The sequence below is a fragment of the Streptococcus sp. VT 162 genome (assembly GCA_000688775.2).
Taxonomy (GTDB): Bacteria; Bacillota; Bacilli; order Lactobacillales; family Streptococcaceae; genus Streptococcus.
Genome location: CP007628.2, coordinates 866,696 through 888,346, shown reverse-complemented (window position 1 = coordinate 888,346; position 21,651 = coordinate 866,696). Strand labels below are relative to the sequence as shown.

General features: G+C 39.9%; 24 protein-coding genes and 1 pseudogene. 9 read left to right on the top strand and 16 right to left on the bottom strand.

Annotated elements, in window-relative coordinates:
• Positions 1–151 precede the first annotated feature (151 nt).
• A complete protein-coding gene (locus tag V470_04285; protein AHZ47652.1) occupies positions 152–1,822 on the bottom strand; it encodes a formate--tetrahydrofolate ligase in 1,671 nt (556 codons plus the stop codon).
• Positions 1,823–2,050: 228 nt separating this feature from the next.
• Between V470_04285 and V470_04280 the strand changes: the two genes are divergently transcribed.
• From V470_04280 to V470_04270, 3 genes are read left to right on the top strand one after another with little or no spacing between them, the layout of a single operon-like run.
• Positions 2,051–2,740 carry a phosphopantothenate--cysteine ligase gene (locus tag V470_04280; GenBank protein ID AHZ47651.1) on the top strand — a complete coding sequence of 230 codons (690 nt, stop codon included), beginning with the start codon at positions 2,051–2,053 and terminating at the stop codon, positions 2,738–2,740.
• An 11-nt stretch (positions 2,741–2,751) separates the two neighbouring features.
• Positions 2,752–3,303 carry a phosphopantothenoylcysteine decarboxylase gene (locus tag V470_04275; GenBank protein ID AHZ47650.1) on the top strand — a complete coding sequence of 184 codons (552 nt, stop codon included), beginning with the start codon at positions 2,752–2,754 and terminating at the stop codon, positions 3,301–3,303.
• On the top strand, positions 3,287–3,850 hold the full coding sequence (locus V470_04270; GenBank protein AHZ47649.1) for a pantothenic acid transporter pant: 564 nt from the start codon (positions 3,287–3,289) through the stop codon (positions 3,848–3,850). Before V470_04275 ends, V470_04270 begins: the two co-directional genes overlap by 17 nt.
• 36 nt (positions 3,851–3,886) lie before the next feature.
• On the opposite strand, the pseudogene V470_10625 reads toward V470_04270, so the two are convergent.
• Positions 3,887–4,260 (bottom strand): annotated as a pseudogene (locus V470_10625) (hypothetical protein).
• A 135-nt stretch (positions 4,261–4,395) separates the two neighbouring features.
• Here V470_10625 and V470_04260 point away from each other — a divergent pair.
• Entirely contained in the window at positions 4,396–4,923 is a 528-nt protein-coding gene (locus V470_04260) for a membrane protein (GenBank protein AHZ47648.1), read from the top strand.
• Between the two features lie 11 nt (positions 4,924–4,934).
• The gene (locus tag V470_04255) at positions 4,935–5,450 is read left to right on the top strand and encodes a DeoR faimly transcriptional regulator (protein AHZ47647.1); all 516 of its coding nucleotides are present in this window, start codon (positions 4,935–4,937) and stop codon (positions 5,448–5,450) included.
• On the opposite strand, the gene V470_04250 is transcribed toward V470_04255, so the two are convergent.
• From V470_04250 to V470_04200, 11 genes are all read right to left on the bottom strand, one after another.
• Entirely contained in the window at positions 5,447–5,914 is a 468-nt protein-coding gene (locus V470_04250) for an NUDIX hydrolase (GenBank protein AHZ47646.1), read from the bottom strand. The two genes, V470_04255 and V470_04250, sit on opposite strands and share 4 nt — an antisense overlap.
• Positions 5,915–5,937: 23 nt before the next feature.
• Positions 5,938–6,381: a hypothetical protein gene (locus V470_04245; GenBank protein ID AHZ47645.1), complete on the bottom strand. Its 444-nt coding sequence runs from the start codon at positions 6,379–6,381 to the stop codon at positions 5,938–5,940.
• Positions 6,359–6,916, bottom strand: coding sequence for a hypothetical protein (locus tag V470_04240; protein AHZ47644.1), 558 nt, complete (start codon positions 6,914–6,916; stop codon positions 6,359–6,361). The genes V470_04245 and V470_04240 overlap by 23 nt, the downstream gene beginning before the upstream one ends.
• Positions 6,862–7,425 (bottom strand): cytochrome C oxidase subunit I, encoded by a 564-nt coding sequence (locus tag V470_04235; protein AHZ47643.1) that lies wholly within the window; start codon positions 7,423–7,425, stop codon positions 6,862–6,864. Before V470_04235 ends, V470_04240 begins: the two co-directional genes overlap by 55 nt.
• On the bottom strand, positions 7,412–7,915 hold the full coding sequence (locus V470_04230) for a hypothetical protein (protein ID AHZ47642.1): 504 nt from the start codon (positions 7,913–7,915) through the stop codon (positions 7,412–7,414). Before V470_04230 ends, V470_04235 begins: the two co-directional genes overlap by 14 nt.
• 89 nt (positions 7,916–8,004) lie before the next feature.
• Positions 8,005–8,508 (bottom strand): GNAT family acetyltransferase, encoded by a 504-nt coding sequence (locus V470_04225; GenBank protein ID AHZ47641.1) that lies wholly within the window; start codon positions 8,506–8,508, stop codon positions 8,005–8,007.
• Positions 8,474–9,037, bottom strand: a complete 564-nt coding sequence (locus V470_04220) for a GNAT family acetyltransferase (protein AHZ47640.1) — start codon at positions 9,035–9,037, stop codon at positions 8,474–8,476. The genes V470_04225 and V470_04220 overlap by 35 nt, the downstream gene beginning before the upstream one ends.
• An 8-nt stretch (positions 9,038–9,045) precedes the next feature.
• Positions 9,046–9,672, bottom strand: a complete 627-nt coding sequence (locus V470_04215) for an NADPH dehydrogenase (GenBank protein ID AHZ47639.1) — start codon at positions 9,670–9,672, stop codon at positions 9,046–9,048.
• A gap of 15 nt (positions 9,673–9,687) precedes the next feature.
• Entirely contained in the window at positions 9,688–9,771 is an 84-nt protein-coding gene (locus V470_10620; GenBank protein AJZ74449.1) for an excinuclease ABC subunit C, read from the bottom strand.
• A gap of 196 nt (positions 9,772–9,967) precedes the next feature.
• Positions 9,968–11,005 (bottom strand): membrane protein, encoded by a 1,038-nt coding sequence (locus V470_04205; protein ID AHZ47638.1) that lies wholly within the window; start codon positions 11,003–11,005, stop codon positions 9,968–9,970.
• Between the two features lie 40 nt (positions 11,006–11,045).
• Positions 11,046–13,034, bottom strand: coding sequence for an excinuclease ABC subunit B (locus V470_04200; GenBank protein AHZ47637.1), 1,989 nt, complete (start codon positions 13,032–13,034; stop codon positions 11,046–11,048).
• 180 nt (positions 13,035–13,214) lie between these two features.
• Between V470_04200 and V470_04195 the strand changes: the two genes are divergently transcribed.
• The 3 genes from V470_04195 to V470_04185 all read left to right on the top strand — a co-directional run bounded on the left by V470_04195 (position 13,215) and on the right by V470_04185 (position 17,757).
• Positions 13,215–15,380, top strand: coding sequence for an amino acid ABC transporter permease (locus V470_04195; GenBank protein ID AHZ47636.1), 2,166 nt, complete (start codon positions 13,215–13,217; stop codon positions 15,378–15,380).
• Positions 15,380–16,120, top strand: coding sequence for a peptide ABC transporter ATP-binding protein (locus V470_04190; protein ID AHZ47635.1), 741 nt, complete (start codon positions 15,380–15,382; stop codon positions 16,118–16,120). Before V470_04195 ends, V470_04190 begins: the two co-directional genes overlap by 1 nt.
• A 149-nt stretch (positions 16,121–16,269) precedes the next feature.
• A complete protein-coding gene (locus tag V470_04185) occupies positions 16,270–17,757 on the top strand; it encodes a glucose-6-phosphate dehydrogenase (protein AHZ47634.1) in 1,488 nt (495 codons plus the stop codon).
• A 44-nt stretch (positions 17,758–17,801) separates the two neighbouring features.
• Here V470_04185 and V470_04180 read toward each other — a convergent pair whose 3' ends face one another.
• The 3 genes from V470_04180 to V470_04170 are packed head-to-tail and all read right to left on the bottom strand — an operon-like array spanning position 17,802 to position 20,716.
• A complete protein-coding gene (locus tag V470_04180; GenBank protein AHZ47633.1) occupies positions 17,802–19,103 on the bottom strand; it encodes a cell division protein FtsY in 1,302 nt (433 codons plus the stop codon).
• Positions 19,104–19,106: 3 nt separating this feature from the next.
• Positions 19,107–19,925 carry a haloacid dehalogenase gene (locus V470_04175; GenBank protein AHZ47632.1) on the bottom strand — a complete coding sequence of 273 codons (819 nt, stop codon included), beginning with the start codon at positions 19,923–19,925 and terminating at the stop codon, positions 19,107–19,109.
• Positions 19,925–20,716 carry a haloacid dehalogenase gene (locus V470_04170; GenBank protein ID AHZ47631.1) on the bottom strand — a complete coding sequence of 264 codons (792 nt, stop codon included), beginning with the start codon at positions 20,714–20,716 and terminating at the stop codon, positions 19,925–19,927. The genes V470_04175 and V470_04170 overlap by 1 nt, the downstream gene beginning before the upstream one ends.
• Before the next feature lie 217 nt (positions 20,717–20,933).
• Between V470_04170 and V470_04165 the strand changes: the two genes are divergently transcribed.
• A complete protein-coding gene (locus V470_04165) occupies positions 20,934–21,629 on the top strand; it encodes a membrane protein (protein ID AHZ47630.1) in 696 nt (231 codons plus the stop codon).
• Positions 21,630–21,651: the final 22 nt, after the last annotated feature.

The following is a 21,651-nucleotide window of genomic DNA, read 5'->3' as shown; positions in this document are numbered from 1 at the left end:
TCTATTATATCAAAAATCAGGGAAAATATCTTTACCTAGACTGGTTTCGTCTAGAAAGTAACTCTATTATCAGCTGAAGACAAGGCCTCATATCTAGATAAGAAAAAGAGCTTGGATAGCATTTCCAAACTCTTTTAATATCATCTAAATCTTAGAACAAGCCTAAAACGGTTCCGTCACTTTCAACATCCATATTGAGAGCTGCAGGTCGTTTTGGAAGTCCTGGCATGGTCATGACATCACCAGTTAGGGCAACGATGAAGCCTGCACCTAATTTTGGTACCAATTCACGAATGGTAATTTCAAAGTTTTCTGGAGCTCCAAGTGCACTTGGGTTGTCAGAGAAACTGTACTGAGTTTTCGCCATACAGATTGGCAATTTGTCCCATCCGTTTTGAACGATTTGGGCGATTTGCGTTTGGGCTTTCTTCTCAAAGTTCACTTTGCTACCGCGATAGATTTCAGTAACAATCTTTTCGATCTTTTCTTGGACAGAAAGGTCGTTGTCATAAAGGCGAGTATAGTTGGATGGATTTTCAGCAATAGTCTGAACAACCGTTTCGGCAAGCGCTACTCCACCTTCCGCACCATTGGCCCAAACACTTGCTAATTCAACTGGCACATTGATAGAAGAACAGAGTTCTTTCAAGGCTGCGATTTCAGATTCTGTATCAGTGACAAATTCATTAATCGCGACAACTGCAGGAATACCGAACTTACGGATGTTCTCAACGTGGCGTTTCAAGTTAGCAAAACCTGAACGAACTGCTTCTACATTTTCCTCTGTCAAAGCATCCTTAGCTACACCACCATTCATCTTAAGGGCACGAAGGGTTGCGACGATGACAACTGCATCTGGAGATGTTGGCAAGTTTGGTGTCTTGATATCAAGGAATTTCTCAGCACCAAGGTCCGCACCAAAACCAGCTTCAGTAACAGTATAATCAGCCAAGCGAAGGGCTGTGCTTGTTGCCAAAACAGAGTTACATCCATGAGCGATATTGGCAAATGGACCACCGTGTACAAAAGCAGGTGTTCCGTAGATTGTCTGAACCAAGTTTGGTTTGATAGCATCTTTCAAAATCAATGCTAAAGCTCCCTCAACTTGCAAATCACCAACAGTAACTGGTGTACGGTCATAGCGATATCCGATAACGATATTCGCCAAACGACGTTTCAAATCTTCGATATCGGTCGCCAAGCAAAGAATGGCCATGATTTCGGAAGCAACGGTAATATCGAAACCATCCTCACGTGGAATACCGTTTAGAGGACCACCAAGTCCAACGGTCACATGACGAAGGGCACGGTCATTCAAGTCCACCACACGTTTCCAAAGAATACGACGTTGGTCGATTCCCAGCTCATTTCCTTGGTGTAAGTGGTTGTCAATCAAGGCAGAAAGAGCATTGTTGGCAGTTGTAATGGCATGCATATCCCCGGTAAAGTGAAGGTTGATGTCTTCCATTGGCAACACTTGGGCATAACCACCACCGGCTGCACCACCCTTAATCCCCATGACTGGGCCAAGAGACGGTTCGCGGATAGCAATCATGGTTTTCTTGCCAATCTTGTTCAAGGCGTCTGCCAGACCAATGGTAATAGTTGATTTCCCTTCACCTGCAGGTGTTGGATTGATGGCAGTAACCAAGATCAATTTACCAACTGGATTGCTCTCAACTGCACGAATTTTATCAAAGCTGAGCTTAGCCTTGTACTTCCCATACAATTCCAAATCGTCGTAAGAAATACCAAGTTTCTCAACAACATCAACGATTGGCTTCAACTCAATACTCTGTGCGATTTCAATATCTGTTTTCATTCAAAACTCCTCTAACCTCTAATGTGATAATTCATTATATCACAAAACAAGATTTTTAACATCCATAAACTCTCTAAACGTTCGTAAATATCCTGAATTTCAAGATTTTTAGAGCCCTTTGAAAAATTTTATATGGCTTTATAGTTATAAACTATAGTGTAGCTTTGTTTTACCAAAAATTTATCGCTTTCATTTTACTTACTGTTTATTTTTGTGTACAATAGTGCTATGAAAATTTTAGTTACGTCAGGCGGCACAAGTGAAGCAATCGATAGCGTCCGCTCTATCACTAATCACTCGACTGGTCGCTTGGGAAAAATCATCACAGAAACCTTGCTTGCTGCGGGGCATGAAGTTTGTTTGATAACGACAAAACGAGCTCTGAAGCCAGAAGCTCATCCCAACCTAAGCATTCGAGAAATTAATAATTCCAACGACCTTCTAGTTGTGATGCAAGAACTTGTTAAGGATTACCAGGTCTTGATTCATTCAATGGCCGTGTCTGACTATACTCCTGTTTATATGACAGGACTTGAGGAAGTTCAGGCCAGCTCCAATCTAGAAGAATTCTTAAACAAGCAGAATCATCAAGCTAAGATTTCTTCAACTGATGAGGTTCAGGTCTTATTCCTGAAAAAAACACCCAAAATCATCTCTCTAATCAAAGAATGGAATCCAGCTATTCATCTGATTGGGTTCAAACTATTGGTTGATGTTACTGAGGATCATCTTATTGAAGTTGCTAGACAGACTCTTGTCAAGAACCAGGCTGACTTAATAATCGCAAATGACCTGACTCAAATTTCAGCAAATCAGCATCGCGCAATCTTTGTTGAGAATGATCATCTTCAAACCGTTCAAACCAAAGAGGAAATCGCAAACCTCCTCCTTGAAAAAATTCAAGCATACGATTTTTAGAAAGGAAAGCCATGGCAAATATTCTTATCGCAGTGACAGGTTCCATTGCCTCCTATAAATCAGCTGACCTAGTTAGTTCCTTGAAGAAACAGGGCCATCAGGTCACTGTCTTAATGACTGAGGCAGCGAGAGAGTTTATCCAACCGTTGACACTACAGGTCCTCTCTCAAAATCCTGTCCACCTTGATGTCATGAAGGAACCTGCTCCTGATCAAGTCAATCATATCGAACTAGGCAAAAGGACTGACCTTTTTATTGTTGTTCCTGCTACTGCTAATACCATTGCCAAACTAGCACACGGATTTGCTGACAACATGGTGACAAGCACAGCGCTTGCCCTGCCAAACCACGTCAAAAAGTTAGTCGCACCAGCCATGAATACAAAAATGTATGACCATCCGGCAACTCAGACTAATCTAAGAACATTAGAGACTTTTGGTTATCAAATCATCTCTCCAAAAGAATCTCTACTAGCCTGTGGCGATCACGGCAAAGGCGCCCTAGCTGACCTGAATACTATTTTAGAAAGAATAAAGGAAACCCTCGATGAACAAACGCTCTAACATTGCACCGATTGCTATCTTTTTTGCAGTTATGCTCGTTATCCACTTTTTGAGTTCTCTCCTATTTAACCTTTTCCCATTCCCGATTAAACCAACTATCGTTCATATTCCAGTCATTATTGCTAGTATCATCTATGGCCCTCGAGTTGGAGTTACACTTGGTTTTCTTATGGGACTATTGAGCTTAACGGTAAATACGATTACCATCCTTCCGACCAGCTACCTCTTCTCACCATTCGTACCGAACGGAAACATCTATTCTGCGATTATCGCTATTGTCCCTCGCGTTTTGATTGGTCTGACACCTTACTTGGTTTATAAATTATTAAAAAACAGAACGGGTCTTATCTTTGCTGGTGCTCTCGGTTCCCTTACCAACACCGTCTTTGTCCTTGGGGGAATCTTCTTCCTTTTTGGAAGTGTCTTTGATGGAAATATCCAAAAACTCCTGGCAACCGTTATTTCTACAAACTCAATTGCCGAGCTTGTCATCTCTGCCGTTCTAACAGTAGCAATTGTTCCCCGTCTCGAAACCTTGAAAAAATAAAAAATCAACTCCACTTTCATAATGAAAGTGGAGTTTTCATATTTTAAGCATGAGAATAATCAAAAGGATATGAACACCGAGTCTCACTACATGATGTGAAAGAGGAGTTGGTTCTTGGTTTCTCTGACTATCCAAGTATATACTTACGACAATAAAATCAAACCAAAAGCAATCATCATATTGACAAAATGAACAATTTCTAACATGATTCCTATAACTTCCATATAGTAAAATCCTACTAAGGGATTTAAGACAAGTGAAAGAGCCAAAACACCTGCTAATAGAGAGAATAGCGAAAGGACCAATAAACTATAAACTAGGAAGCGAGTCCAACCTGAGACTACTTTCCCTTCTTTTTTCTGCTTTGACATCATCACGATTACCACGATTAGGTAAACAAAAAGTATCATCACAATTTCTCCTCAGTTCCTATTATTCTTTACCACATTTTAACCAAATTTTCCTGAAAAATCAATAATGCTTCTTGACTTGATTGGTGATTTATTGTACTATACTTGTGTATATACAGATAAATGGAGGTTCTTATGGATATACGGAAAAAAACGCAGTTTATGACCATGACTGCCCTACTCACTGCAATAGCGATTTTGATTCCAATCATTATGCCTTTTAAAATCGTTATCCCACCGGCTTCTTACACCTTGGGAAGTCATATCCCCATCTTTATCGCCATGTTTCTTTCGCCTTTGATGGCTGCTTTTGTGATTATTGCTTCTAGTCTTGGTTTTCTGATGGCAGGCTATCCGCCTGTTATTGTACTCCGTGCCTTTTCTCACATCGTTTTTGGTACTTTGGGGGCTTTGTACTTAAAGAAATTCCCTGAAACCTTGGATAAACCAAAGGCATCTTGGATTTTTAACTTTGTTTTGGGTGTTGTTCACGCTATCGCTGAAGTACTAGCTTGTATCATCTTCTATGCTACTTCAGGGACAAACGTTGAAAATATGTTTTATGTTCTCTTCGTCCTAGTTGGCTTTGGCACAATTGTCCATAGTATGGTAGACTATACATTAGCACTAGCTGTCTATAAAGTGCTTCGAAAACGTCGCTAAAAGGAAAAACTATGACAACGGATCGCAAACAAGCTCTTCTCAAACTATTAAAAGAGGCGCCAAAAGCTCTCAATGGTCAAACCTTGGCTGAGCACTTTCATGTCACGCGCCAAGTCATTGTACAGGATATCGCTATTCTCCGAGCAGATGGGGCTCCTATCCTATCCACCAATCGTGGCTATATCTACAAAGAAAATGATGCCAGTCCTTACGTCCACAAACTCTTTAAAGTGAAACATGAACTGGAAGAAATCGGGCAGGAACTTCTAGCCATTGTAGATAATGGCGGACGCGTTCAAAATATCTTAATCGATCATCCCGTTTATGGTGAAATTGAAACCCATCTTAAACTCACCTGTCGCCGAGATGTCCAGCACTTTCTGGAACAAGTCGAGAATTCAGACTTTAGACCCCTTTCTGAATTGACAGACGGCATCCATTACCACCTTGTTGAAGCAGAAACACAACAAGACCTCCACTATATCGAGGAGGCCTTGGATCAGTTAGGTTATTTGGTAAAAGACTAGAATATTTCTTTTTCCCAGCCGTCCTCTGTACGGTGGCGATAGAAAAACTCAGACTTGTCAGGTGCTTCCATCATTTCCATCAAAGGCAACATATCATAGGCCAGTTCCAAATTTGGAATCTGGTCTTTTTGCACCCAAGATACTTCTCCTTCTTCTGAGGATTGGAGATTTCCACTAAACTCTGTCGCCTTATAGCAAACGACAATGTAGCGTCCACCTGTATCTAAGGGCCAATTTTTAATACCGACCAGTTGGGGATTCTGAATCGTTAGACCAGTTTCTTCGTAGATTTCACGTATGACAGACTCGGCAAAGGCCTCGCCGTTCTCAACATGACCTCCTGGAAAGGCATAGCCAGACCAGCGATTGTTTTCGGGTGAACGATACTGCATCACCACGCGCTGGGTTTCGAGGTCTTCAATCAGACAGATATTGGTTAAAATGGTTGCTTGGGCACGGGACATAGATTTGCTCGCTTTCTAAGTTATTAAAATGTATCTTCGTTGTATTTTACTTCTGACTTCATGATAAAGGGATTGATCAATTCATGATGTTCATAAGTAGTACGGGCCAAAAAACCTCTAGCAATGATGATTTCCTTATCTTGTATGCGATAGTCTATATTAATGGGAATGGCTGGATCCGAGATAACTGATAAAACAAAGAATGCTGCAAACCAAAGATAAAGTGCCACTAATCCACTAAATAATTGAAAAATAAGGTGATACCATTGAAAATCTCTTGTTTTATAAAAGATTCTCCATGGATGGATTAAGAAGGTCAAACAAAGAAGGAAAAACCAACTATTCCACAAAACTGGCGTAAAGGATAGACCAAAAACTAACAGCACCAAATGAAGAATCACAAAGGTCAGCAAAGCCAAATAAAGTGTCTTAAACGAAATTAACTTAGTTAGGTTTTCTTTTGTCATAATTTTTCCTCTTTTTGTCATTATATTTCAAAATCACCATCAATATCGCTGGAATGATGAAAAAGATTAGATAGGTAGCAATTGGAAGCCAGATGTAGCGATAATCGGTAGATAATAGGGAAGGAATTTTTTTAACATTTCTCCCTTTCACCCCAACAAGTAAGTGGAGGAGAAAAATAGGTCCGTTTATGAATAGAAAAGTTTTTAAAAATCCTTGTACTGAAGCCTTATTGCTAAAACCATCTCTAAAAATACCTTGATAAAGTGTGTGCACCAAAAAGACAAAATTCATAATAATTGGCAAGACATAGGACATTTCTTGATATGGTTTCGGGATAAGTGACGTCCCGAACAATACATACATGATACCAAAAATAGATAATAATATTATACCACCATCCATAAAAGAAGCAATCTTTGAATGTCTTTCCTGCCACAATTGGACGTGAGCTACCAAAGAATACTTTTTCTGGATTTTTCTCATTTGTCTGTTCTGTTGTTTGATCTTCTTTTGTCTCTTAGTCTTTCGTTCCATTTACGCCTCCTTCTGCTCTTTTCTATCCGTATAATCAAAAGCAGAATGCCCAGCCCCAAGAAAAAGAAAAAGAGATAACTTACAATAGGAACCCAGACATAGGCTGGATCCATAGAAATTATGGGAGGGAAATTCGTTGACTTACGACGTCCTAGCCAATTCAGACCTACCAAGAGATGAAAGGGAAAAAGAAGACCATTGAACCCAATAAATCCCCATGAAAAGTAACGCCATTTCTGAAGTTTATCACTACTAAAACGAAAGACAAGGAAATAGGTTGATAAGATCAGAAGGATAAGATTGAAGCTTAAGGGGGAAAGATAGTTCATGTTCGGTAATAGATAACTAATGTAAGAGGCGGCAAGAAATGATACAAACATAGATCCAAATAATACACTCGTATCTAAAAGTTGAGCAATCCTTCTGTGCCTTTCCATCCAAAGAAAAATCCTATTAGTCCAAGAAGACTTTTCTTTTGTCTTGTACTTCATTTGCCTACTCATCTTCATTTTCATCTACTCCTTTTTTTGAACCTTTAGAGAGAAAGAAGATTGCCAGAGTTAACATCAAGACTAGAAGGTAGACAACAATAGGAAACCAGATATAGGATGACTCCAGTGAAAACAAAGGTGACAGAACAACTCTTCCTCTTTTTCTCACACCAATCAGTTGAAAAATAAAGCTAAGGATATTGATATAAATAAAGGGTTCACAAAATCTTTTAAGGGTCCTTTCTTTTTTAGTTTTTACTGACAAAAAGAGAGCATAGAACCTATTACCCAAGATAAAAAGATTCAATTGCAAGGGAAATAAGAGTTCTCTGTACCGAAAATCAGCTGGAATGCTTTTGTTCTGTGATGTTGTGAATTCTATAACTAGGAACAAGATGATATAAAAGACAATATCAAGCAAAAATTTGAAAAATCGATGCCCTTGTAACCAAAAACGTACTGAATCTAACCATGATGACTTCTTATACTTCGTCTCTTTCAAATTCATAATAACTTCTTTCTATTTAAAATATATTCTAAAACGTGATTGTTTGTTCATTGCGTAATCTGAAAACAAAATCGCAATTCTATCAGTATTTAACTCTCAGATTTTGATGATTTCTTACGTACCATTCTAATTTCAGTGATAGGTTTTCCAAGGTCAAGTATTTTTTCTTGCCCATCAAAAGTAAAACCCATTTTTTGATAGAAAGCAATGGCTCGCTTATTCTCATTTAATACCCATAAAAATATTTCAGAGAACTGTTCAAGAGTAGACAGAGCTTCCTTCATTAACTTCTGAGCAATACCTTCTCCATAATAGTCTTTTAAAACATATAAGGCAATAATTTCACCAGCTCGAATAGTCTCATCACGAAAGTTTCCATAACTGATAAAACCAACTACCTTCATGCCATCCATCGCGATCAATGTATTTTCTGGATATTTTTGACTAAAAAATCGACATCTTTCTAATGTCATCGTCTCCTGAAATTCTGCAGGTAAAAGGTCATCATAAGCCTCTCTCCACGTTTGCCAATGAAGGAAGGATTTACCTTCTATCTCTTCAGGAGTTTCCATTTGTTTGATAGTTAGGTTCATTTATTTTACTCCATTCTTCTCTCAGAATACCATATTTAATACTATCAAAATATTTGCCTTGGTAATAACGAACTTTTGGAATATGAGCTTCTTTTTTCATTCTTAATTTTTCAGCCAATTTCATCATACCAAAATTTCCTGACCAAGTTGTCAAACCAAGATGCTCCAACTCCAAGTAATCCTGAAATGTCCGATCTATCCACTGTAGCATAGCAGCTTTTCCAATGCCAGAGTTCCAAAACTTGTTATCATAAATACAAATCCCCAATTCCATCCATCTTGTTTGTTTACATACCCAGTAGCGCGAAACAGTCCCAACAAGTTTATCATCAACAAAAATACCAAGGCGATTTGAGTTGTTTAGAGTAGATTCTGATTTTTGTAGTTTAAATTCTTGAAAATTAGGAAAATGCTGATAATCGTCATAATAGGGAGCATCATACTGCTTCCAAATTGGATTAGATTGTGAATAAGCAATTTCCCACAAAGACACCAAATCTTCTTCAATTAGTTTTCTTAAATAAACCATACTTTTTCCTAATCCAACGCCTTCACTTCCTCAGCAACTTTTTGCAGATATTTTTGTCTTGTAGAATTTGTATTCACCTCACGCCCTAACTCACCCAAAATTGAAACTTTCTTTGTTTTGATACCGCAATGATTCAGGACAGCATTCTTTAATACTGATATTCCATAACTGTCTGGAATATTGATAGAACCTGAAAATACTTTGTACCACCATGTTGGTGCCATTGATGTTGCGTAAATACTGGCTGTTTTTCCTTTTAGTAACTTTTTAAACTGCTGACCTCTTAAGTAGTTTAAAATAAAACTTCCTTTATTATTGGTAGAGTACGCAATTCCTGGCGTGAAAACACGATCAATCCACCCCTTCAATAAACTAGGCATACTACTCCACCAAATTGGATAAACGAAAATGAAATGATCTGCCCACTGGATTAATTCCTGAGAGCGAAGTATGAAGGAGTCCTCTTCCATCCGTTTTCGATAACCATAACGTAACACGGGATCAAAATCTATCTCATTTAGATTAATAGATTCAAGCTCATGATGATTTGAGTCAACATTTTCTACAATCGTTTGAAAAATTTCTTGACAGAAACTTCCCTTGTCAGGATGTCCATTGATGACTAAAATTTTCATTCGTTTTCTCCTTCACTAATCCAACGCCTTCACTTCCAACATCATATCACGTATCTGAGCTGCGAGTTCAAAGTCAAGCACTTCGACGGCTTCTTGCATTTGTTTTTCGAGTTTTTTGACGAGTTCCTTGCGTTCTTGTTTGTTGAGGCTATTGATATCGACTTCCTTGTCCTCTTCCTTGGCAACTGCCTTAGTTACGGCGATTAGATCAAGGATAAGTTCAGTAAACCTTAAGTTCTCAGTGAAGTGTATATTTTAATGCCTCTTGCTCCTATTTTAATAAGACAAAAAAGTTTTAAGTCTGTTTAAGATTTTTAACACTCTTTATTAAAGTAAGAATATACGCCATTAATTTATTTCTAAAATACTCAATCATAGCGCCAGAAAAGAACAGGGCCAGTGTCATAACTAGAATCATAATGACAAAAATGGGAAATTCTTGTTCTTCAACTAAAGTATGGATGGTTGGTATAATTCTTCTAAAAATAAGAGGATGTACATGAAACAGATAAATCCCCAAAGTTAGTGGAGATATTAAAAGAACTAGTCTCTTAAAAGTTAAGGGAATATCTTTAATATTCAAGAAGAGTAAAAATATTGCTATTCCTTGCAGTGTGACCGTCGGAGAAATATAACTTCTCCACTGTTCAAAACCAAGCCAGCACAGTATAAAAGTTAAACTAGTTAAAAATAAAATCAATCCACTAACATTACGTATTTGAAAACGACTTTCGTAATTTGATTTTCTAATTATTGCTCCTATAGTGTACAAAAGAATCATCCATAATACACTATATCCACCCCACAAGCCCAGAATATCTTGTTTAAATACTGTAGGTATGACAGAAAAGTATATAAATGCTCCACTAACAATTGGAAGCAATTGTTCGTTCTTCAATGTCAGCACTGCTTGATTCAAAAATGGTGCTATTAAGACTAAACCAAAATAGCAACTCATATACCAATACTGTCCATGACTTATTGGAGTTAAAGCTGAAAACCAATCACTTAAGTTAACAGATGATTTTGAAAAAATAGCAAATACAAAAGTAATTGAAATAGTATAGAAAATAATCTGTACCCAAAAACCAAACATTTTTTTATAACTAAATTGTGAATAAAGACCGACATACCCACTGATTAAAATATAAATATTTACAGCTGAATATGAGAAAGCTTCTAAAAAATTGGCAAAAATATAGTAAAAATCTTTTTGACTATCAACTTTCTCCAAAATTCCTCCCATACCCAAAACATGTAAGTTGCAAATCATCAACATAGCTAGAATTCTACAACATTCAATGCCTATGTGTTTAGTTTTTTTTGCTGTCATATTATGTCTTTCTATATATTTCTATTTCTTTATAATTTTTTCAGTTTAACGCCTTCACTTCCAACATCATGTCACGTATCTGAGCAGCGAGTTCAAAATCAAGCACTTCGACGGCTTCTTGCATTTGTTTTTCCAGTTTCTTGACGAGTTCTTTGCGTTCTTGTTTGTTGAGACTATTGATATCGACTTCCTTGTCCTCTTCCTTAGAAACTGCCTTGGTCACGGCAATAAGATCACGGATTTCTTTCTTAATGGTTTGTGGGACGATACCATGCTCTTCATTATAAGCCATCTGGATTTTCCGACGACGAGCCGTTTCATCAATAGCACGTTGCATAGACTGGGTCATCGTGTCCGCATACATGATGACATGCCCTTCGCTATTACGGGCAGCACGACCAATGGTCTGGATGAGGCCACGTTCGTTACGAAGGAAACCTTCCTTATCAGCATCGAGAATGGCAACCAAGCTTACCTCAGGAACGTCAATCCCTTCGCGGAGCAGATTGATTCCCACCAAGACATCAAAGACACCCAAGCGTAGGTCACGGATAATTTCCGTCCGCTCCAAGGTCTTAATGTCCGAGTGCATGTACTTGACCTTGATCCCCATTTCTTTGAAGTAGTCGGTCAAGTCTTCTGCCATCTTCTTGGTCAAGGTTGTGATAAAAGTTCGTTCGTTCTTTTCAACACGAGCATTGATTTCACCTAGGAGGTCATCAATCTGTCCCATAGTCGGACGAACTTCCACCTCTGGGTCTAGAAGCCCTGTCGGACGAATGATTTGCTCAATCACTGTCTCGGTCTGCTCATTTTCATAGTCACCAGGTGTCGCTGAAACGTAAACAATCTGGTGCACATGGCTTTCAAACTCCTCACGACGGAGAGGACGATTGTCCAAGGCTGACGGTAAACGGAAACCATAATTAACCAGCATTTCCTTACGCGAACGGTCTCCATTGTACATACCTTTGATTTGCCCCATGGTCATGTGACTTTCATCAATCATGATCAAGAAATCATCTGGGAAGAAGTCGAGAAGCGTATAAGGAGGCTCTCCTTCGCTACGACCATCCATGTGGCGTGAGTAGTTTTCAACACCGTTGGTATAGCCCATCTCACGTAACATCTCAATATCGTACTCTGTCCGCTGTTTCAAACGCTGAGCTTCTAGCAGTTTGCCTTCCTTTTCAAAGACAGCCAACTGCTCCTCCAACTCTGCCTGAATCTTAGCAATCGCAACCTCCATGTGGTCATCATTGGTCACAAAGTGAGTGGCAGGGAAAATCGCCAAATGATCCACTTCTCCCAATACCTGACCTGTCAAAGCCTCAACTTCACGGATACGGTCGATTTCGTCTCCGAAAAATTCTACTCTAAAAGCGTGTTCATCACGAGAAGCTGGGAAAATCTCCACCACATCTCCGCGAACGCGAAATCTTCCCCGTTGGAAATCAATATCATTGCGTTCAAACTGTATATCTACCAAGTCATTCAAGAGTTTATCACGAGAAATCTCCAGACCTGGACGGAGACTAACGACGCTATCAGAATATTCCTTTGGCGAACCCAAACCATAGATACAAGAGACTGAAGCCACTACGATGACATCATTGCGCTCCAGAAGTGCTGAAGTCGCTGAGTGTCGAAGCTTGTCAATCTCATCATTGACAGAGCTATCCTTTTCAATATAAGTATCACTCGAAGGGACATAGGCCTCAGGTTGGTAATAATCATAGTAAGACACAAAGTACTCAACAGCATTTTCAGGGAAAAATTCCTTGAACTCCCCATAGAGCTGACCAGCTAATGTTTTGTTATGGGCAATGACCAAAGTTGGTTTATTGACTTTGGAAATGACCTGACTCATGGTATAGGTCTTCCCTGTACCCGTCGCCCCCATCAAAATTTGGGCCTTTTCTCCACCCTCGATATTGTCAACCAACTGCTCAATCGCTTGTGGTTGATCTCCTGAAGGTTCGTATTTTGATACTAGTTTAAATTCATTATCTGTAATTCTATTTATCATGATTGCCTCATCTGCATTTTTCTATCCTTCTATTTTACCATAAATTTGCTTTTCAGACTCTTCTCTAAGTTGATAAGAGTGGGTATTTCATGTTAGATTTCCTTACATAAAATCCATAATATTTGCCTTTTCATTCATTTTCTGATATAATGGGAAAATATTCGGAAAAGGAGACTAAAAATGAAGAAAAAAATACTAGCATGTTTGCTCATTTTATTTCCCATTTTCTCACTAGGTATGGCAAAAGCTGATACTGTTAAGATTGTGTCTGATACAGCTTACGCACCTTTTGAGTTTAAAGATTCAGATCAAACCTATAAAGGGATTGATGTTGATATTATCAATAAAGTCGCAGAAATCAAAGGATGGAACATCCAAATGTCTTATCCTGGCTTTGATGCAGCTGTAAATGCGGTGCAGTCAGGTCAAGCAGATGCTATTATGGCAGGTATGACAAAAACAAAAGAACGTGAAAATGTCTTTACCATGTCTGATACCTATTATGATACAAAAGTTGTCATTGCTACCACAAAGGCAAATAAAATCACCAAATATGAGGAACTTAGCGGCAAAACAGTTGGAGTTAAGAACGGAACTGCCGCTCAACGTTTCCTCGAAAGTATCAAAGATAAATACGGTTTCTCTATCAAAACCTTTGATACAGGTGATTTGATGAATAACAGTCTAAGTGCTGGTGCTGTAAATGCCATCATGGATGACAAACCTGTTATTGAGTATGCGATTAACCAAGGACAAGATCTCAGCATCAATATGGATGGTGAGGCTGTTGGAAGCTTTGCCTTTGGTGTCAAGAAAGGGAGCAAGTATGAACACTTGGTTACCGAGTTTAACGAAGCCCTAGCACAAATGAAGAAGGATGGTAGCTTGGAGCAAATCATCCAAAAATGGACAGCTTCTACAACTACGGCAAGCCCAACGACAACTACTGCTGCTGGACAAAAAGCTACTCCAGTGAAAAGCAAGTACATTATTGTCAGCGACTCATCTTTCGCCCCATTCGTCTTTCAAAATTCAAGCAATCAATACACTGGTATTGATATGGACCTCATCAAGGCCATTGCCAAAGACCAAGGTTTTGAAATTGAAATTACCAACCCAGGATTTGACGCAGCCATCAGTGCTGTTCAAGCAGGGCAAGCAGATGGTATCATTGCTGGTATGTCTGTAACAGATGCCCGTAAGGAAACCTTCGACTTCTCAGAATCCTACTACACAGCAAATACGATTCTTGGTGTAAAAGAATCAAGCACAATTGCTTCTTATGAAGACCTCAAGGATAAAACTGTCGGTGTTAAAAACGGAACTGCTTCTCAAACGTTCCTTACTGAGAATCAAAACAAATACGGCTATAAGATTAAAACCTTTGCAGATGGCGCATCAATGTATGACAGTCTGAATACTGGAGCTATTGATGCTGTGATGGATGATGAGCCTGTTCTCAAATATTCTATCAGTCAAGGGCAAAAATTGAAAACACCAATCGCTGGAACTCCAATCGGTGAAACTGCCTTTGCGGTTAAAAAAGGAACAAACCCTGAATTGATCCAGATGTTCAATAACGGACTTGCGAACCTCAAAGCTAACGGAGAATTCCAAAAGATTCTTGACAAGTATCTAGCTAGCGAAACTTCAACTGACTCTACAAGTACGGTTGACGAAACAACTATCTGGGGCTTGCTTCAAAACAACTACAAACAACTTCTTAGTGGACTTGGAATCACTCTTGCCTTAGCACTTATTTCATTTGCAATTGCCATTGTCATCGGGATTATCTTTGGTATGTTTAGCGTTAGTCCATACAAATCTCTTCGTCTGATCTCTGAGATTTTCGTTGATGTTATCCGTGGTATCCCATTGATGATTCTTGCAGCCTTCATCTTCTGGGGTATTCCAAACTTCATCGAGTCGATTACAGGCCAACAAAGTCCAATCAATGACTTTGTAGCTGGTACTATCGCCCTCTCACTCAATGCAGCTGCTTATATCGCTGAAATTGTTCGTGGTGGGATTCAAGCTGTTCCAGTTGGGCAAATGGAAGCCAGTCGCAGTCTTGGTATCTCTTATGGAAAAACCATGCGTAAGATTATCTTGCCACAAGCGACTAAATTGATGTTGCCAAACTTCGTCAACCAGTTCGTTATCGCTCTTAAAGATACAACCATCGTATCTGCTATCGGTCTGGTTGAACTCTTCCAAACTGGTAAGATTATCATCGCCCGTAACTATCAAAGTTTCAAGATGTATGCAATCCTTGCTATCTTCTATCTTGTAATTATCACGCTTTTGACTAGACTAGCGAAACGCTTAGAAAAGAGGATTCGTTAATGGCAAAACTAAAAATTGATGTAAATGATTTGCATAAGTATTATGGAAATAACGAAGTTTTAAAAGGAATTACAACTAAATTCTATGAAGGAGATGTTGTTTGTATCATCGGTCCTTCTGGTTCTGGTAAATCCACTTTCCTCCGTAGTCTTAACCTTCTCGAGGAGGTAACGAGTGGCCACATCACAGTGAATGGCTATGATTTGACTGAAAAATCAACCAATGTCGACCATGTTCGCGAAAACGTGGGAATGGTATTCCAACACTTCAACCTCTTCCCACACATGTCCGTCCTAGAAAATATCACTTTTGCACCTATTGAACACAAACGGATGACAAAAGAAGAAGCTGAAAAATTGGGGATGGAGTTGCTTGAAAAGGTAGGACTAGCAGATAAAGCTAATGCCAACCCAGATAGCCTTTCAGGTGGTCAGAAACAACGTGTAGCCATCGCTCGTGGACTTGCCATGAATCCTGATATCATGCTCTTTGATGAGCCAACTTCCGCTCTGGACCCTGAGATGGTTGGAGATGTACTGAATGTTATGAAGGAATTGGCGGAACAAGGTATGACCATGATTATCGTAACCCATGAGATGGGATTTGCTCGTCAGGTAGCCAACCGTGTTATCTTTACGGCTGATGGTGAGTTCCTAGAAGACGGAACACCTGACCAAATCTTTGACAACCCGCAACACCCTCGTCTAAAAGAGTTCTTGGACAAGGTCTTAAATGTATAAAACAAAACTGTAAGGTTCTCCTTACAGTTTTTTAATTGCGTATTGGATTTTTTGTTTTTTTTGAAAATTATGATAAAATAAAAACTATGATAATGAGGAAATCTCATCCCTAGTCCAACTAGGAAAAAATATAGAAATTAGGTAGCTAGATGTCATCAAAGGTTATTGTTACAATTTTCGGTGCGAGTGGAGATTTAGCTAAACGCAAACTCTACCCTTCCCTTTTCAGACTCTATAAATCAGGCAATCTCTCTGAGCATTTTGCTGTTATCGGAACAGCTCGTAGACCTTGGAGTAAGGAATATTTTGAATCTGTAGTTGTCGAATCCATCCTTGATTTGGCAGATAGTACCGAGCAAGCCCAAGAATTTGCTAGCCACTTCTACTATCAAAGCCATGATGTGAATGATACGGAACATTATATTGCTTTGCGCCAATTACAAGCTGAACTTAACGAAAAATACCAAGCTGATCACAACAAGCTCTTCTTCTTGTCTATGGCACCTCAGTTCTTCGGAACTATTGCCAAGCACCTCAAATCTGAAAACATTGTTGATGGCAAAGGTTTTGAGCGCTTGATCGTTGAGAAACCATTTGGTACAGACTACGAAACAGCAAGCAAACTCAATGAAGATCTTCTTGCGGCCTTTGATGAAGAGCAAATCTATCGTATCGACCATTACCTAGGTAAAGAGATGATTCAGAGTATCTTTGCTGTTCGTTTTGCCAACATGATCTTTGAGAATGTTTGGAACCGCGAACACATCGATAATATTCAGATTACCTTTGCGGAACGCTTGGGTGTTGAAGAACGCGGTGGCTACTATGATCAATCTGGCGCCCTTCGTGATATGGTGCAAAACCATACTCTCCAACTCCTCTCTCTTCTAGCCATGGACAAACCAGCTAGCTTTACAAAAGATGAGATTCGTGCTGAAAAGATAAAAGTCTTTAAAAACCTCTATCATCCAACTGAGGAAGAATTGAAAGAACACTTTATCCGTGGTCAATATCGCTCTGGTAAAATCGATGGCATGAAATACATTTCCTATCGAAGCGAACCAAATGTCGACCCAGAATCTACAACAGAAACCTTTGCGTCTGGTGCCTTCTTTGTAGATAGTGATCGCTTCCGTGGTGTCCCTTTCTTCTTCCGTACTGGTAAACGCCTGACAGAAAAAGGGACTCATGTCAATATCGTCTTTAAGCAAATGGACTCTATCTTCGGCGAGCCTTTGGCGCCAAATATCTTGACCATCTATATCCAACCAACTGAAGGATTCTCTCTCAGCCTCAATGGTAAACAAGTCGGTGAGGAATTTAACCTAGCACCAAGCTCTCTGGATTACCGTACAGATGCTACTGCTACTGGAGCCTCACCAGACCCATACGAGAAATTAATCTACGATGTTTTGAACAACAACTCTACCAACTTTAGCCACTGGGATGAGGTAAGTGCTTCGTGGAAATTGATTGACCGTATCGAAAAGCTCTGGGATGAAAACGGAGCTCCACTCTACGATTATAAAGCTGGAAGCATGGGGCCACAAGCTAGCTTTGACTTACTTGAGAAGTATGGAGCCAAATGGACTTGGCAACCAGATATCGCCTATCGTGAAGATGGCCGTTTAGAATAGCAAAAATATCCTGCAAGATTGACTTGCAGGATATTTATTTTGTATTAAATCAAGCCTTCTAAGAGACCCTTCATAAAGTTTTCTGAGTTAAATTCCCCAATATCATCGATTTTTTCACCGAAACCAATCAATTTTACAGGGATATTGAGTTCTTCGCGGATAGCCAGAACAACACCACCTCGGGCAGTTCCATCAATTTTTGTCAAAACAATTCCTGTCAATGGAGTTATCTTAGAAAATTCCTTAGCTTGTACCAAGGCATTCTGTCCAGTTGAAGCATCAAGGGCAAGGAAGGTTTCATGTGGCGCCTCTGGAACGACACGCTTGATAATGCGACCAATCTTTTTCAACTCGGCCATGAGGTTGTCCTTGTTTTGCAGACGGCCTGCTGTATCAATCATGAGAATATCAATCCCTTCTGCTACAGCACGTTCCATCCCATCAAAGACCACACTTGCTGGATCAGCCTTTTCAGCTCCCGTCACAACAGGAACATCAACACGACGGCCCCATTCAGCTAGCTGGGCAACAGCTCCAGCACGGAAAGTATCTGCCGCAACCAACATGACCTTCTTGCCAGCTTGCTTGTAACGATGAGCTAATTTCCCGATAGAAGTTGTTTTCCCAACACCATTGACTCCGACAAAGAGCATGACTGTCAAACCATCTTGGAAATGGATTTGTTCATCGTAGTTGCCATCCTTTTCGTAGAGCTCGACCAATTTCTCGATAATGACACGACGGAGCGCATCAGGCTTCTTAGCATTTTCGAGTTTGGCTTCATAACGTAGTTCTTCTGTTAGGTTCGAAGCGACCTGCACACCGACGTCGCTCAAGATGAGCAGTTCTTCCAATTCTTCGAAGAATTCTTCATCGACAGAACGGAAGTTGGCAAAGAAAGCATTCAAACGAGCTCCGAATCCCGTACGGGTTTTCTTTAGACTGCGGTCATATTTTTCCTGCACGGTTTCTTCAACCTGAGGAAGTTCTTCTTCTACTACTTCTGACGCTAGTTCTTCTTCAGTTTCTTGGCTCTCTTCTTCTAAAACTTCTTCAGGCTCTTGGAGTTGTTCCAATTCATCAGATTCTAGCTCAAGCTCTTCCTGAGCAGTTTCCTCGACTGTATCTGGTTCAATAACATCTTCTGTCGAGACCTGAGGAAGTTCTTCTTGAGCAAGTGTTTCTTCCACTTTGTCTCTTGCTGTCTCTTCCTGAGAAGTTTCTTCGACTACCGTTTGGTTTTCTTCAACCTCTTCTGACAAATCAAGATTTTCCAGAGCTTCTTTAACAATATCTTCGATTTTCGGCTCTTCTTTTTTTCCGAATAGACGGTCAAATAATCCCATATTCTAGTTCTCCTTTAGCACGTATTCTTCGATAGCCCAGGCAACGGCTTCCTCGTCGTTGGTCATCGGGGTAATCACATTGGCAACTGCCTTAACTGCTGGAACTGCATTTTGCATGGCAACTCCCAGACCTGCCCACTCAATCATAGAAAGGTCATTGGCCTCGTCCCCACAAGCCATCACTTGACTTTGGTCGATTCCCAAGTGTTTAATTAATTTCGCTAAACCTGTTGCCTTGTGGACGTTTTTCGGCGACCATTCCAATAAGAGTTCACGCGATTTGAAGATTTCGTATTGGTCAAACAATTCAGGAGAAATCTGTTGAATCGCTGCATCCAAAGGTTCTTGGGCAAAAGCAGTCACACATTTATTATATGTCATCTGACTAGATAGATCCTCAAAAGCGACAGGTACGAAAGTCAAGGCTGGGTTGAACTTAGCATAGAGACTTTCTTGGTCCGACTGGATTTGATAGACTATTCCTTCTGAAATGGCATCTAACGGAAGTCCGAGTTTTTCAGTTTCCTCGTACAAGCGTGCCACATCGTCGATTGAAAAGACTGTTTTATCGAGAATCTCTCCAGTATTTTTCTGTACCAGACCACCATTAAAGGTGATGGTGTACTCGTCCTCCTGACCATCAGTCCCTAGCTCATGGAGAAAGAAATCCATAGCCTTCAAAGGACGACCTGTTGTCAGTACGACCTTGATACCACGGTCACGCGCAGCTTTGAGGATTTTCTTAGTTCGATCTGTTAGCTTTTTATCCGTTGTCAGCAAGGTGCCATCCAAGTCCAATGCAATCAATTTAATATCTGCCATTATAAGCCCTCCATATAAGCCATCACTGACTGGTCCTTATGGTGGCCAATCACTGCTTCTGCTAATTCTAAAATCTCTGGTCGCGCATTTTCAGGAGCGATTGGGTGTCCAACAACCTGCATCATATGAAGGTCATTGAGATTATCGCCAAATGCCATAACCTGATCCATGGTTAGACCAAGTTTTTTTGCCAGCTCAACAATGGCCACACCCTTATCAACGTAGTCCAAGACAATATCAATGGATTCAAAACCAGTTGTCATGGCTTTCACACCAGAAACATTTTCGTTAACCCAGGCCTCTCCAGCTTCTATCGTTTCTTCAGTAAAGTTAGTAGTGAATTTAAAAATCTCATCTGTGATATCTTCCAAACGTGATACTTTTTGAATGTTCTCATTGTAGTGACTACTTAACTTTAGATAGGTTTCATCCACTGTTTCCAATACATAACAAGCTTTTTTCCCTGTCAGAAGCATTTTTCTTTCATCAAAATAGGGTGATTTCTTTAAAGCTTCAAAAGTACTCAAGTAAAAATCCCGAGACATAGTAGCCTCATACATATCCTCACCATGAAACTCAACATAGCTCCCATTTTCAGCTATAAAAATCACTTCATCACGCACATCTGCAAACAACTTTTTCAGGGACAAGATACCGCGACCTGAAGCCACTGCAAAATAAATCCCCTTTTCCTTGTAGGAAACAAGTACGTTTTTAAGGCGTTCCATATCAAACCGACCCTCTCCATCTAGAAAGGTACCATCCATATCGGTTGCTACAAGTTTAATCATAAAATCCTTCATTCTCCAATTGATAAATCTATCTTCTATTATACCATAGATAAGCTAAAAAAGAACTTGTACAGTAGGATTGGCAACTGTATTGCCGAGCTTTTTCGGTAAAGTCGAAAAGGGCTTAAAAATTAGAATCGTAGAACTTTTTTCAGATAGTTTAAAAAGTTTGTATTCCCCTTTTCTTTTCTCTATAATGGAGAGAAAGGAGATGACTATGACAGAAATAAAACATGAAATTGATGCAAACTTTGCAGGCCGACTCAATATCCTACGCGCGGGTGTTCTGGGTGCCAATGATGGGATTATTTCCATCGCTGGAGTCGTTATCGGTGTTGCCAGTGCGACAAGCAATATCTGGATTATCTTTCTATCAGGATTGGCAGCTATCCTCGCTGGTGCTTTTTCTATGGCAGGTGGCAAATATGTCTCTGTATCCACTCAAAAAGACACGGAAGAAGCCGCTGTCGCTAGAGAGCAATTACTCTTGGATAAAGATATGGAATCTGCAAAACAATCCCTCTATGCTGCTTATCTTCAAAACGGTGAGTGTGAAACGTCCGCCCAACTCTTGACCAACAAGGCCTTTTTAAAAAATCCACTCAAAGCCTTAGTTGAGGAAAAATACGGTATCGAGTACGAAGAGTTTACCAATCCTTGGCATGCTGCTATCTCTAGCTTTATCGCCTTTGTACTGGGGAGTCTTCCTCCAATGCTTTCCATTATCGTCTTTCCAAGTGACTATCGTATTCCTGCTACTGTCTTTATCGTGGCCCTTTCCCTTCTCGTCACTGGCTATACCAGTGCTAAATTAGGAAAAGCTCCTACGAGAACTGCTATGATCCGTAACCTCTGTATCGGACTTCTCACCATGGGCGTAACCTTCCTCTTGGGACAACTCTTTAGTATCTAAGCTAAAAGAAATACCTCGACCA